Consider the following 13,930-nt stretch of genomic DNA (forward strand, 5'->3'; position numbering starts at 1 on the left):
TGGGACGGCATACTTGCCAATAATTTCGCGGCGCATGGTATACCGTATCAATAGCTTTTGATAGGCGTTCTCATTCGTATTTTTGCGGGCAATGGTACGAAAAAACCGTGGATCAAGGGAATCGAACGCAGTAACAACGGTCGAATTCGTGGCAGGACAGCATGCTCCTGCCCAAATAACTGCCTGCGGGAGTCCCCATTGTCAGCCGTCTTTCTACGTCAAGCCTTGCGCCTGGCGATTCCACTCTTGTGCGTTGGCACTTCGTCTACGGCTCTCGCCTGCCCGCAAGGTCAGTACCAGGTGTGTGTGGTTGCCTGTTTTTGTGCTCCAGGTTCCAAGGAGGACAGCGGGGAGCTCTTCGAAAACATGAACCAGATAGCGGCCGCAGGATTACAGAGCTGGATCGTTCAATCGCGCAACACCGCGGCAACCGGCGATGTTCAAACCATCCCGCTGAATATTCGCGCCCAGCTTGAACCCTACTACGACATACAGGTGCTCGACTCGGCCCGCTACAAGATCGGCGATGACGAAGAGCTCAATGCCGCGAACACCATGCTGCAGAACCCCGATGTCAATGCCGTCACCCTTGTCGACATCATCGTCTTTCGCAGTCAGGACGATGCACTGAACAACGTCGCGTTATGGGCCCATGAGTTGAAGCACGTGCAGCAATACCAGCAATGGGGCGTCGGCGAATTTGCCACTCGCTACACCCGTGACTACAACGCCGTCGAGGCACCTGCCTACGAGATTCAAACCCAGGTAGCGAAGGCGCTGAGAGCCAGCGTAGCCTCCCCAGAGCTTCCTCGAAATCCGTGAGTCAAAGCGACCGCTACCAAAGCTGGCAGTGGATGGAGCGATGGAAAATGACAGCTAAGCTTCTTCTACTGTGGGGCCGTCTATTCAACCCAAGCCCTTCACCACAGCCTCGGAGAGGAGCCAATGAAACGCATCGTCATGCTCATCGCGATCTCTTTGCTTACCACTGCTTGCCAGAGCGATAACGGCGTCACCCGACTCGACAATTGCGTCTGCTATAAAACAGTCGAGGGACAGAAAACCCAGGCATCACCCATGGACTGGCAAGACACCGAAAAGGTGCGGGAACAATTCTCCCATTGCATTTGCCGAGCCTGGGTTGACCTGGAGAAGGCCGATGATCCCAATCAGTTTTTCGGGCCTGAGACGCAAATAAGAACGGAAATGAAGTCGCAGGAGAAATAGCTGTTGTGGCCGGACATGCTCTGCAACCGACAGCTTCGCATCCGCCATCAATGGATCCCTTAATAAAAACCAATGAAGATGACCGATAATCGAACAGTTTATAAATCATATTAACTCATTGATTTTTATGTGATTTATTCAAAAAATAAAAACATCTCGATAAAAATCCAGTCAAACCCACTTTTCAATGGATCCATATCTTGATTGACTGGCACTGCACGGTGTCAGGTACAGCGCCTGCCCGCTCATAAAAATAACAAGGGTGTCGGGATGAATGACTTCTCAATCGGGCTCAAGCTTCGGCTTGCACCCACCAACGCGTGCCTTTCTCGCTTTGCCTTTACCCAGCCTCTTCTCGAGGGGCAGCCATGAGTGTCGATCTCAAGAGCGTGGTAGATGAACGTCCCATGGCTCACTTCCAATGGTTGGCCGTGGGCATCTGTATTGTCCTGAACATGATCGATGGGTTCGACGTGCTGGTGATGGCCTTCACGGCCTCTTCCGTGTCCGCCGAATGGGCGTTGAACGGCGCGCAGATCGGGCTGTTGTTGAGTGCCGGACTGTTTGGCATGGCAGCAGGTTCTCTGTTCATCGCGCCATGGGCTGATCGCTATGGTCGCCGGCCACTGATTCTGCTGTGCCTGCTGCTCTCGGGGGCTGGCATGCTGCTGTCGGCCCTGAGCCAGACGCCGCTGCAACTGGCGCTGTTGCGTGGGCTGACCGGCCTGGGTATCGGCGGGATCCTGGCCAGCAGCAACGTGATTGCCAGTGAATACGCCAACAAGCGCTGGCGCGGGCTGGCGGTGAGCCTGCAATCGACCGGGTATGCCTTGGGTGCGACCTTGGGCGGGCTGTTGTCGGTGTGGTTGCTGACGCACTTTGGCTGGCGTTCGGTGTTCCTGTTCGGGGGCGCCGTGACCCTGGCGGTGATTCCCCTGGTGCTGCTGTACTTGCCAGAATCGCTGGACTTCCTGATTGCCCGCCGTCCGGCAAACGCGTTGGTGCGCATCAACCGACTGGCCGCTCGCCTCGGCCAGCCAGCACTGAACGAACTACCTGTCGCCCTCTCTGCGCCGATTTCAGGCAGAGGGCGCCTTGCGCAGTTGCTCTCGCCTGATTCACGGCGCACCACCCTGCTGATCTGGTTGCTGTTCTTCCTGGTGATGTTCGGCTTCTACTTCGTGATGAGCTGGACGCCGAAGCTGCTGGTCTCGGCAGGTCTATCGGCACAACAAGGCATCAGCGGCGGCGTGCTGTTGAGCGTCGGCGGCATCTTCGGCGCCGCGCTGATTGGCGGCCTGGCCTCGCGCTGGCGGCTGACCCGGGTGCTGTCGCTGTTCATGCTGATCACCGCAGGGCTGTTGGTGCTGTTCGTCGGCTCCGCTTCATCGGTATCAATGGCACTCGGCCTGGGCCTGTTGATCGGGCTGTTCTCCAACGGTTGCGTGGCAGGTTTGTACGCACTGTCACCGATTGTCTACGACGCTTCGGTGCGAACCACAGGGGTCGGTTGGGGCATCGGTATCGGCCGCATCGGCGCCATCCTTTCGCCGACTGTGGCCGGCCTGTTGCTCGACAGCGGTTGGCAGCCACTGCACCTGTATGGGGTGTTTGCCGTGGTGTTCGTGATGGCCGCCGTCGTGTTGCTGCAACTGCGACCCAAGGTCCAGGCACAACCGGGCAGCGCACTCAGCCAGGCCTGAGCCGATACAAAAAAGAGGTAGCGAGGCCCCGCCCTCGCTGCCGACTACACCTCCAGGAAAACAACAATAATGACTTACCTTTCTCTCCCTCCCCGGGCTCTGCTCGGCGGTGCAATGGCGCTTGCCCTTTTACCTCCGGCACAAGCCGAGAGCGGCGGCTTTTTCGAAGACTCCAAGACCAGCCTGACGCTGCGAAACTACTACTTCAATCGTGACTTCAACGATCCCGGCGCCAGCAAGAGCAAGATCGAAGAATGGGCCCAGGGCGCGATCCTCAAGTTCAGTTCCGGCTACACCCCTGGCGTTATCGGCTTTGGCCTGGACGGTATCGCGATGCTTGGCGTCAAGCTCGACAGCGGCCCTCAGCGCAGCGGTTCGGAGCTGCTGCCGGTGCACGACGATGGTCACTCCGCCGACAACTACGGGCGCGCCGGGGTGGCGGCAAAGATGCGTTTGTCCGAGACGGAGCTGATGCTCGGGGAACTGATGCCCGACGTTCCGCTACTGCGCTACGATGACGGTCGCCTGCTGCCACAGACCTTCCAGGGCAGCATGCTGGTGTCCCGCGAGCTCCCTGGCCTGAACCTGCAGGCAGGTCGATACACCGCCGTGAGCCTGCGCAATTCGTCGAACATGCAGGACCTTTCAGCCTGGGCGGCGCCTACCGTCATGTCGGACGGTTTCAACTATGCCGGCGCCGAATACCGCTTCAACGAACAACAGACCCTGATCGGCGCCTGGCATTCGCAACTCGAAGACATCTACCAGCAAAGCTACCTGAACCTGCTGCATAAGCAGAAGTTCGGCGACTGGACCCTCGGCGCGAACCTGGGCTATTTCGTCGACAAGGATGACGGCAGCGCCCTGATCGGTAACGTGCAAAGCCATACCGCCTACGGGCTGTTCTCGGCCAACCTGGGTGGCCATACCCTGTACCTGGGGCTGCAAAAGGTCAGCGGCGATACCGCCTGGATGTCCGTGTATGGCAGTAGCGGCCGCACCCTGGGCAATGACATGTTCAATGGCAACTTCAGTAACGCCGATGAGCGTTCCTGGCAGGCTCGCTATGACTACAACTTCGCCGCCGTCGGCCTCCCCGGCCTATTGCTCATGACCCGCTACGGCCACGGCGAGAACGCCACCACCAAGGCCGGCAGCAACGGCAAGGAATGGGAACGTGACACCGAGGTCAGCTACACCCTGCAAAGTGGCCCACTGAAAAACCTCAGCGTGCGGGTCAACAACGCCACCAACCGTCGCAGTTTCAACAGCGATTTCGATCAGACCCGCGTGATCGTCAGCTACCCACTGTCCCTCTGACCCTCCCCCCAGGGGCGCTTGTCGCCCCTGCATCCGTCCCCTCCTTGCGTTACTATGGCGAACCAACCTCTGGAAGTCGCCTGCATGAGCAAACCGGGTCAAATGGTGCTGGTCGCACTGCGCAAAATGATCGCTTCGGGCGAACTGGCAGCCGGCGAACGGCTGATGGAGATTCCGACGGCGGAACGTTTCGGCGTCTCGCGGATGCCGGTGCGCATGGCCTTCGTGACCCTTGAACAGGAAGGCTTGCTGGTGCGCCATGGCGGTCGGGGCTATCAGGTACGCTCGGTCAGTGCCGACGATATCGCCGGTGCCGTGGAGGTGCGCGGGGTGCTGGAGGGCCTGGCGGCGCGCCAGAGCGCCGAACGCGGCTTGAGCGAACAGGCGCAGGCGGCGCTGCGTGAATGCCTGGTGCAAGGCGATGCACTGTTCGACAAAGGCTACGTGACAGAAGAAGACCTTGAGGCGTTCCATGACCTCAACATGCGTTTTCACCAGGTCATCGTCGAAAGCAGCGCCAACCCGGCCATTGCCGAAGCCCTGGCGCGCAACGACCATCGCCCCTTCGCTTCAGTGTCGGCGCTGGCGATCGATCGTGAAGACATGGCGCGCGAATACCGGCGCTTCAACTTTGCGCACATGCAACACCACTCGGTGTTCGACGCGCTGGTCAGCCGCCAGGGCGCACGCGCTGAAGCCATCATGCGTGAACACGCCAATGCGACGCTGCGTTACGCCGAGGTCTTCGGCGCAATCAGCCATGGCGAGCGGGTGAAGGTGATCTCGCGAGGCGAATGATCGGCTCGCTTAGAGATCCAGCACCAACAGTGCTGAGCGGGCCCTCGAACAGCAGGGCGTGAACTGATCATTGGCCGCCTGCTCTTCCTCGGTCAGGAACAGGTCGCGGTGATCGGGCACCCCTTCGAGCACACGGGTCAGGCAGGTTCCGCAGATACCCTGCTCACAGGAAAGCGCAATCTCGACACCGTGACTCTCCAGCACCTGGACCACCGTCTTGTCCGCCGGAATGTCAAACACCTGCCCGCTACTGCCCAGCTTGACCTGGAATGCCCCATCGGCAGCGGTGTCCACCGGCGCTGCGGCGAAGTATTCACGGTGCAATTGCCCCTCGCTCCAGCCCTGGCCCCTGGCGCTGTCGAGCACATGCTGCATGAAACCTGAAGGGCCGCACACATACAGGTGCACGTCAGGCCCCGGATTGGCCAGCACCCTGGCGGCGTCCAGGCGCGAATCGGCCTGTTCATCGAAATGCAGGTGCACGCGATCGGCAAAGGAAGCGCCTTTGAGTCGCTCGACAAAAGCCGCACGCTCACTGGAACGCGCACAGTAATGCAACTCGAAATCGGCGCCGCTGTGGGCCAGTTCCTCGGCCATGCACAGAATCGGGGTGATGCCGATGCCACCTGCGAACAACAGGCTGCGCCGCCCCTCGACGACCAGCGGAAACAGGTTGCGCGGTTCACTGATGAGCAGCCGATCGCCACTGTTGATTTGCTCGTGCAGGCTCTGGGAACCACCGCGCGAGCCGGCGTCCTTGAGCACGCCGATCAGGTAGCGATGGCGCTCTTGCGGGTGATTGCACAGTGAGTACTGGCGAATCAATCCGCCGGGCAGGTGCACGTCGATATGGGCCCCGGCACTGAAGCCGGGCAATGCCCCGCCTTGCGCGCAGGCCAACTCGTAGCTGCAGATATCCAGGGCTTCGTTGTTGCGGGATGTCACGACGACTTCAATCATGGCGCACCTTCAAGGCCGGCCACCGCAGTGGCCGCGAACAGGATCTATGGGGGTGGACTGGCGTAGCGCCCAAGGGCGCTGCCCTTGGCTATTTGACCGCGGCAATCAGCTCGGCAGCCGGCGCTCGCTCACGGGCAATGAGGCGTTCCAGCACGCGCCGGGATTGCACGCCACCGGCATCGATATTGAGCTTGAGCAAGTTGCGCTCGGGATTGGCCAGCAGGTTTTTCTGCTGCTGTTCGAGCATGTCGAGGTCTTCGCTGAAAATCTTCCCCTGGCCCTCGCGGATGGTGGCGGTGAGGGCTTCGTCGTGGGGATTGAAATTGCGCGCCATGCCCCAGAAGTACCAGATCGACGTCTCGGTTTCCGGCGTAATGAAGTCGACCACGATGCTCGCGGCCTTGTGTTGCGGCTCGGCGTCGTAACCGCCCTTGCCGGCGTGGGCCACGCCGACCTCGATCAGGACATGACTGGGTGGTGTGAAGCGGCAGATCTGCCAACGGTCTACCGGCACGTCGTCGGCCAGGTTATTGCCACGCAGGGCCATGCGCCAGAACGGCGGCGCCATGATGTTTTCCATGTGCCGCGCAGTGACCACCTCGTCACCCTGGACGGTGGTGACCGGCGCCGCTTCATCAATCTCTTTCTGGCCGATGCTCGAGGCGTGCACGTAGGTTTCGTGGGTGAGGTCCATCAGGTTGTCGATCATCAGGCGATAGTCGCAATTGATGTGGAACAGCCCACCGCCGTAGGCCCACTCATCGCTGACCGCCCACTCCAGATGATGGATCAACGCAGGATCAGCCTTGTCCTGCTCCCCGGGCCAGACCCAGATGAAACCGTAACGCTCTTGCACCGCGTAAGTCTTGTTGCACGGAAAGCCGCGTACGCGCTGGCCTGGCATTTCGACGGTCTTGCCGTCACAGCCCATCACCAGTCCGTGGTAGCCACAGACCAGGTTGCCATTTTCGACATAACCCAGCGAAAGAGGCGCACCACGATGGGGGCAAAAATCCTCGATGGCAGCAACGCGCCCTTCATGGCCGCGATAGAAGACGATTTTCTCACCGCATATTTGCCGCCCCAGGGGCTTGGAAGCAATCTCGTCGGGGGTGCAGGCGACGTACCAGGTGTTTTTCGGATACATAGGGTTCTCCGGGACAGGCTTGTTTTTATGGATCCATTGAATCGAATAAAACCGACAACAGTCAAGCTTTTTACAGATAAATGCAGATTAATGGATCCATTGAGACCATGCAGTGATGCCCAACCTTTCGAACACTTGATGCGGGCGAAGTCGGTACTGACTACGTGGATGACACTTTTGAAGTGAACAGCTTTAGCGCCTGCCTCGATAATCGATAGCTTACTGACGAACTGTCGAGGTCAAGCATGACGAGCACAACAACGGAACAAGTCAGCCCGAAAACACTGAGAAGAGTGATCGTGGCTGCCGGCATCGGCAATTTCGTGGAATGGTTCGACTTCGCCGTCTACGGCTTCCTGGCCACGACCATCGCCCAGCAGTTTTTCCCCAGCGGCGATGCCAGTGCCGCGCTGCTCAAGACCTTTGCGGTATTCGCCGTGGCGTTTGCGTTCCGGCCCCTTGGGGGGATTTTCTTCGGCATGCTGGGAGACCGGATCGGGCGCAAGCGCACCCTGGCGATGACGATTCTGCTGATGGCCGGTGCGACGACCTTGATCGGTGTATTGCCCACTTATGCCGCCATCGGGGTTACGGCGCCGATCCTTCTTTCGCTGATCCGTTGTGCCCAGGGTTTCTCCGCCGGCGGGGAATACGCAGGTGCCTGTGCTTACCTGATGGAGCATGCGCCGAGTGATAAACGCGCCTGGTACGGCAGCTTCATTCCGGTGTCGACATTTTCCGCCTTCGCCGCCGCCGCCGTGGTGGCCTACGCGCTCGAGGCATCGTTATCGGCTGAAGCAATGGGCAGTTGGGGCTGGCGCCTGCCGTTCCTGATTGCCGCACCGCTGGGCCTGGTGGGTCTTTACCTGCGCTGGAAGCTCGATGAAACACCGGCATTCCAGGCGGTGACCCAGGAACATGCGGTCGCCCATTCCCCACTCAAGGACACCTTGCGCAACCATGGCGCGGCCATCTGCTGCCTGGGCGCCTTCGTGTCGCTCACGGCGCTGTCGTTCTATATGTTCACCACCTACTTTGCGACCTACCTGCAGGTCGCGGGGGGCCTGAGTCGCGCAACGGCGTTGCTGGTGTCGTTGATTGCCTTGCTGTTCGCAGCGGCAATCTGCCCGTTGGCCGGACTGTATTCGGACCGGGTCGGGCGCCGGATGACGGTGATGACGGCGTGCGCCTTGTTGATCGTGGCCGTGTATCCATCGTTCCTGATGGCCAGCTCCGGCTCGTTCGCAGCGTCGGTCGCAGGCGTCATGCTCCTGGCCGTTGGCGCGGTGTTGTGTGGCGTGGTCACCGCGGCCTTGCTCTCGGAAACCTTCCCGACCCGAACTCGATACACCGCCTCGGCCATCACGTACAACATGGCGTATACGATTTTCGGCGGGACGGCCCCGTTGGTGGCGACGTGGCTGATCAGCACCACCGGCAGCAACCTGTCGCCGGCGTTTTACCTGATCGCGATTGCCTTGCTGGCGTTGGCAGGCGGGCTCGCGTTGCCGGAGACGTCACGGATCTCCCTGCATGATGTGCAGGCGGAGGGGAAAGGTGCAGGTGTGCGGGCTGTGGCCTGATCGCAGATATGCCCCCGATCCAATTGTAGGAGCGAGCCTGCTCGCGATGAACGTCCTGACAACGTGCTCATCCAGACAGGGCGCGTTATCGTTGACGTCCATCGCGAGCAAGCTTCGCTCCTACAGGGGGAATGTGTTCGCTTGAAGTCAGGTCGGCTTTAAGGCCGCCTCGCTTTGGCTTTAGATTTTGGGTGCCCCGTTAACCACGATGGCCGAACGCAGGCATTGCGCAGTGGGTAAACCGGCAGGACGCCGGTTTAGCCGCGCTGGGCCAGGGACGGCCCAGCGCGGCGACCTCTGTAGGAGCGAGCATGCTCCGGGCGGCGTTCCGACGAAAAACTTGAGAGCACCACGGGGTGTCAGGCTTCCCGAGTCATCGTTGACCTTCATCGCGAGCATGCTCGCTCCTACAAGGGACTCGCCGTAAGGGCGAAACCATAAGCCGCCGTTACCGCAGCAATGGATATGCCCCCCAAAAAATGGCCGGGACAACCACACAACCACTGCAAATCCAACAATAATAGAGGCCAAACCACCAAGGCAGAGCCCCCTTTTGAACATCGATAACCGAATCAAATTCCGGCATCTGCTGTGTTTTCTCGAGGTGGCACGCCAGGGCAGCCTGGCACGTGCCTGCGACAAATTGGCGATCAGCCAGCCAGCGCTTTCCAAAACCTTGAAGGAACTGGAAACCCTGCTCGATGCCAGGCTGTTTGAACGGGGTAAAAAGGGCTCGACGCTGACCGAAGCCGGCGTGGCCTTCCTGCGATACGCAGGGCCGAGCGTGCAAGCGCTGCGCGACGGGGTCAACAGTTTGCGCTCGGGCGTGCATGAGCCCATTACCGTGCAGCTCGGCGTGCTATCCACGGTCGAAAGCCTGTTGGTACCGGAGGTAGTCTGCCGCCTGCACGACCGTCACCCGGCGTTGGTGGTCAGTGTCGTGACTGGCCCAAGTGCCTATTTGCTGTCCCGACTGCGGGTCGGTGAGCTGGACCTGGTGGTGGGCCGGATGACCGATAGCCCACTGATACAAGGGCTCGCGTTCGAGCACTTGTACAGCGAATCCATGACCCTGGTGGTCCGCAGCGGCCACCCGGTGCTCAACGATCCGTCGGGACAGAAAAACCTCGAAGACTATCCGCTGGTATTGCCGTCGGCGGGGACGACGATCCGCAAGTTCGCCGACAGCCTGTTCGTCCAGCACGGGATCACACCATCGCGCCAACGCCTGGAAACCTTGTCGGTGGCCCTGAGTCGGCGCTACGTGCTGTGCAGCCAGGCTATCTGGGTCGCCCCTCTCGACGCTGTCAGACAGGATTTGCGACAGGGTGAGTTGGTCGAGCTGGACCTTGGAATGCGTGAGCCGGGTGGCTCCGTCGGGCTGTGCACCAATCCCGCGTTACCGGTATCACCGGCGGCGCAGTGGTGCGTGGAGGCATTGCGCGAGGTCGGCCAGGAGTATCGCGAAGGTCAGTATCCATAACCATCTGGATATGCATAAGGTCGATTTTTTCAATTTTGCGCTGGGACGTACAAGAGGACACTGGGCCACCAGTCGCTGCCAACGCAGTGCCTCCGTCCCACCATAACAATAGGAAAAACGACATGTCTGATGCGCACGACAGCCGTTTCGTCATTCGTGACCGTAATTGGCATCCCAAGGCCCTGACGCCTGACTACAAGACCTCGATCCTGCGCTCCCCTCGCCAGGCATTGGTGAGCATCCCCCAGTCTTTATCCGAAACCAGCGGCCCGGATTTTTCCCATCTGCAAATGGGTCGGCACGATAACGACCTGCTGTTGAATTTCAATCACGGCGGCCTGCCCATCGGCGAACGCATCATCGTCGCGGGCCGGGTTTGCGATCAATACGGCAAGCCGATCCCCCACACCCTGGTGGAGATGTGGCAAGCCAATGCCGGTGGTCGTTACCGGCACAAGAAAGACAGTTACCTGGCCCCCCTCGACCCCAATTTCGGCGGCGTTGGCCGTGCGTTGACCGACCGCGATGGCAACTACAGTTTCCGCACCGTCAAGCCCGGCCCCTACCCATGGCGCAACGGCCCCAACGATTGGCGTCCTGCGCATATCCATGTCTCCATCAGTGGCCCCTCGATTGCCACGCGCCTGATTACCCAGCTGTATTTCGAAGGTGATCCGCTCATCCCGATGTGCCCGATCGTCAAGTCGATCGCCAACCCGGACGCGGTGCAGAGCTTGATCGCCCGCCTGGACATGGGCATGGCCAATCCCATGGATTGCCTGGCTTATCGTTTTGACATCGTCCTGCGCGGCCAGCGCAAGACCCACTTCGAAAACTGCTGAGGAGGCCTGCGAATGCCCGTTCAACTTCTGCCTGAAACCCCGTCGCAAACCGCCGGGCCTTATGTGCATATCGGCCTGGCGCTAGAGGCCGCCGGCAACGCGCCGCGTGAGCAGGAAATCTGGAACGAGATGGCCAGGCCTGGCGCGCCAGGCGAGCATATTCTAGTGGTGGGCCACGTGTATGACGGTAATGGCCACTTGATTCGCGACGCCTTCCTGGAGTGCTGGCAAGCCAACCACGACGGCGTCTACGACAGCGCTTTCGACCTGGAGAAAGCCTTCAATTGTTTTGGCCGTACCGCGACCACCGATGCCGGTGAATGGACGATCAAGACCGTCAAGCCCGGCAGGCTGAAAAACGCCTCGGGCGTTACCATGGCGGCGCATATCAACGTTGCGTTGTTTGCCCGGGGCATCAACATTCACCTGCAGACCCGCCTGTATTTCGACGACGAGCCCGAGGCGAATGCCGTGGATCCGGTGTTAAACCTGATCGAACAGCCCCATCGGCGCGAATCCCTGGTCGCCAGGCGCTGCACCGTGGATGGCAAGCTGGCGTACCGCTTCGACATTCATCTTCAAGGCGAAGCGGAAACGGTGTTCTTCGACTTCTGACGCGGCGTGGGCAGACACCAAGCTGCCCACACTCCTGAAATGAGTGCCGGCGCGCTTCAAGCGCGCTGGGTCAAACCCGCTTTCAATTCCGCTATGCATGCCTGCAGGCGCTCATGTTCAACTCATCGGCCTGCGCTCCCCGTGTCATGAAATGAAAATTCGCTGTCGTGCAATGCGAGGTGGTCGCCCCCTGCTACACCCTAGAGTCGGAGCAAAATAACAACCGGGTCAGCACCCGGATACAAGAGAGCCGACATGAGCAGATCCACCCGAACGAGCGAGTCCGTAACTCCAACCCAGCGCCCCCCAGCAACCGGCCGAAAGCGCCGCGTTCGCAAGGAGGGTGATCCCGCTGGCGACACCCAGCAACAAGAGCTGATCGGCACGGCTTCCAACCAGACCCTGGCGGCCAATCCGCTGGTCAGCGTGCGCGCGGCGGACCTGGCCAGCTCGGCCGGTTACCTGCTCAAGGCCGTCGGCTTGTCGCCGCTCAAGGCTGGCGCTCATCTGGGTGGCTACCTGAAGGAGCTGCGCGGCATCGTTGGCGGTCACTCCAGCATCGCGCCGAATCCCAAGGACAAGCGCTTTGCCGATCCAGCCTGGCAATCCAACGCCTTCCTGCGCGCGCTGCTGCAGAGCTACCTGGCCGGCCAAAGTGAACTGACCCGCTTCATCGAATCCACCGACCTTGCCCCGCTGGAAAAGAGCCGAGCCCGGTTCGTCGCAGAACTGCTGGCCGATGCCGTGGCACCGAGCAACTCGCCGCTGACCAATCCGGCGGCACTGCGCAAGCTGGTGGACACCGGGGGCATGAGCCTGGCCAGGGGCATCCGCCAGTTCGGCGATGACATGCTGAACAACCGTGGGCTCCCAAAACAGGTCGACAGCTCGCCGTTTACGGTTGGCGAAAACATCGCCACGGCCAAGGGCCAAGTGGTGTTTCGCAACGAGATGTTCGAGCTGCTGCAGTTCGCCCCCACCACCGAAAATGTCCATGCCCGCCCCTTGGTGATGTCGCCGCCGCAGATCAACAAGTACTACGCCATCGACCTGTCGCCGGAGAAAAGCCTGATCAAGTGGATCCAGGACAGCGGCGTGACACTCTTCGTCATCAGCTGGCGCAACCCCACCCGCGAGCACCGCGACTGGGGCTTGGCCGAGTACGCGCTGTGCCTCGACCAGGCGGTGGACGTGGCACGCCAGATCACCGGCAGCCCGGACGTCAACATGTGGGGCTCCTGCTCGGGCGGCATCACCCTGGCGGCTTACCTGGGCTGGCTGGCGGCCCGTGGCGAAGGCCACAAGGTGGCCAACACCAGCTGGGCCGTGTGCGTACTGGACATGCCTTCGGCACTGGACGACACCACCCTGGGGTTGTTCACCACCCCGTCGGCCCTGCGCGCGGCCAAGGCCAGCTCCCGGCGCAAGGGCGTACTGAGCGGCCAGGGCATGGCCCGCATGTTCGCCTGGATGCGGCCCAACGACTTGATCTGGAACTACTGGGTCAACAACTACCTGCTGGGCAACAAGCCGCCGGCCTTCGACATCCTGGCCTGGAACAACGACACCACGCGACTACCCGCCCAACTGCACGCGGACTACCTCGACCTGGTCCAGCAGAACCCCTACAGCAACCCGGGCTCCCTGGAGATTGCCGGCGAGTCGATCGACATGACCCAAGTGAAGGTCGGCGCCTATGTGATCGGCGGCACCACCGACCACATCACACCCTGGCAGGGCTGCTACGGCACCGCCCGACTGTTTGGCGAGGACGCCACCTACGTACTGTCCAACGCCGGCCACCTGCAAAGCCTGGTGAACCCGCCGGGCAACCCGAAGTCGTTCTACTACGCCGCACCGGCCGCCGCCGAGACCCCGGAAACCTGGCTGCAAAACGCGGGCGAGCGCCAGCAAGGCAGCTGGTGGCCGCATTGGCGCGAATGGATCGGCCAGCGCTCAGGCGAAAGCCGGCCGGCGCCGAAGAAACTTGGCTCGCGCAAATACCCGCCCCTCTGCCCCGCACCTGGCACCTATGTCATGGAGCGTTGATTACGCGCGGCGCCTGGATGAACGCGTTGCCCGGACATTTTTCGCGAGCAGGCTCGCCCACAGGGGATCAGGTACAGCCGTGGAGCAGGTCGGCTTTAAGGCCGCCTCGCTTTGGTTTTTGATCTGAGGCGCCCCATTAACCACGATGGCCGAACGCAGGCATTGCGCAGTGGGGAAACCGGCAGGACGCCGGTTTAGCCGCG

12 protein-coding genes are annotated in these 13,930 nt (G+C 60.9%); 10 read left to right on the forward strand and 2 right to left on the reverse strand.

All coding sequences use genetic code 11. From position 1 onward, the window contains the following. Positions 1-366: 366 nt before the first annotated feature. The 5 genes from AC3WWR_RS05885 to AC3WWR_RS05905 all read left to right on the forward strand — a co-directional run bounded on the left by AC3WWR_RS05885 (position 367) and on the right by AC3WWR_RS05905 (position 5,048). Positions 367-822: an eCIS core domain-containing protein gene (locus tag AC3WWR_RS05885; RefSeq protein WP_492598559.1), complete on the forward strand. Its 456-nt coding sequence runs from the start codon at positions 367-369 to the stop codon at positions 820-822. Between the two features lie 123 nt (positions 823-945). Next, the gene (locus tag AC3WWR_RS05890) at positions 946-1,227 is read left to right on the forward strand and encodes a hypothetical protein (RefSeq protein ID WP_020795360.1); all 282 of its coding nucleotides are present in this window, start codon (positions 946-948) and stop codon (positions 1,225-1,227) included. Positions 1,228-1,595: 368 nt separating this feature from the next. Further along, on the forward strand, positions 1,596-2,930 hold the full coding sequence (locus tag AC3WWR_RS05895; protein WP_020795361.1) for an MFS transporter: 1,335 nt from the start codon (positions 1,596-1,598) through the stop codon (positions 2,928-2,930). A 69-nt stretch (positions 2,931-2,999) separates the two neighbouring features. Further along, on the forward strand, positions 3,000-4,250 hold the full coding sequence (locus AC3WWR_RS05900) for an OprD family porin (protein WP_093935840.1): 1,251 nt from the start codon (positions 3,000-3,002) through the stop codon (positions 4,248-4,250). Between the two features lie 84 nt (positions 4,251-4,334). Beyond that, positions 4,335-5,048 (forward strand): GntR family transcriptional regulator, encoded by a 714-nt coding sequence (locus AC3WWR_RS05905; RefSeq protein ID WP_008063900.1) that lies wholly within the window; start codon positions 4,335-4,337, stop codon positions 5,046-5,048. A gap of 9 nt (positions 5,049-5,057) precedes the next feature. Here the strand turns inward: AC3WWR_RS05905 and AC3WWR_RS05910 are convergent, their stop codons facing one another. Both AC3WWR_RS05910 and AC3WWR_RS05915 read right to left on the reverse strand, forming a co-directional pair. Next, complete coding sequence (locus AC3WWR_RS05910; RefSeq protein ID WP_020795363.1) at positions 5,058-6,008, reverse strand: PDR/VanB family oxidoreductase; 951 nt, start codon at positions 6,006-6,008, stop codon at positions 5,058-5,060. Positions 6,009-6,096: 88 nt separating this feature from the next. Continuing rightward, positions 6,097-7,155, reverse strand: coding sequence for an aromatic ring-hydroxylating dioxygenase subunit alpha (locus tag AC3WWR_RS05915; RefSeq protein ID WP_083348605.1), 1,059 nt, complete (start codon positions 7,153-7,155; stop codon positions 6,097-6,099). A 245-nt stretch (positions 7,156-7,400) separates the two neighbouring features. On the opposite strand from AC3WWR_RS05915, the gene AC3WWR_RS05920 reads away from it, so the two are divergent. From AC3WWR_RS05920 to AC3WWR_RS05940, 5 genes are all read left to right on the forward strand, one after another. After that, complete coding sequence (locus AC3WWR_RS05920; RefSeq protein WP_042955208.1) at positions 7,401-8,738, forward strand: MFS transporter; 1,338 nt, start codon at positions 7,401-7,403, stop codon at positions 8,736-8,738. Between the two features lie 553 nt (positions 8,739-9,291). Then, positions 9,292-10,221, forward strand: coding sequence for a pca operon transcription factor PcaQ (pcaQ, locus tag AC3WWR_RS05925; protein WP_020801258.1), 930 nt, complete (start codon positions 9,292-9,294; stop codon positions 10,219-10,221). Between the two features lie 122 nt (positions 10,222-10,343). Further along, complete coding sequence (gene pcaH, locus AC3WWR_RS05930) at positions 10,344-11,063, forward strand: protocatechuate 3,4-dioxygenase subunit beta (protein ID WP_033043918.1); 720 nt, start codon at positions 10,344-10,346, stop codon at positions 11,061-11,063. A gap of 12 nt (positions 11,064-11,075) precedes the next feature. Continuing rightward, positions 11,076-11,678 carry a protocatechuate 3,4-dioxygenase subunit alpha gene (pcaG, locus tag AC3WWR_RS05935; protein ID WP_083348604.1) on the forward strand — a complete coding sequence of 201 codons (603 nt, stop codon included), beginning with the start codon at positions 11,076-11,078 and terminating at the stop codon, positions 11,676-11,678. A 255-nt stretch (positions 11,679-11,933) separates the two neighbouring features. Continuing rightward, positions 11,934-13,727, forward strand: a complete 1,794-nt coding sequence (locus tag AC3WWR_RS05940; RefSeq protein WP_083348603.1) for an alpha/beta fold hydrolase — start codon at positions 11,934-11,936, stop codon at positions 13,725-13,727. Positions 13,728-13,930: the final 203 nt, after the last annotated feature.

This window comes from Pseudomonas sp. EB271-G4-1, assembly GCF_058791355.1.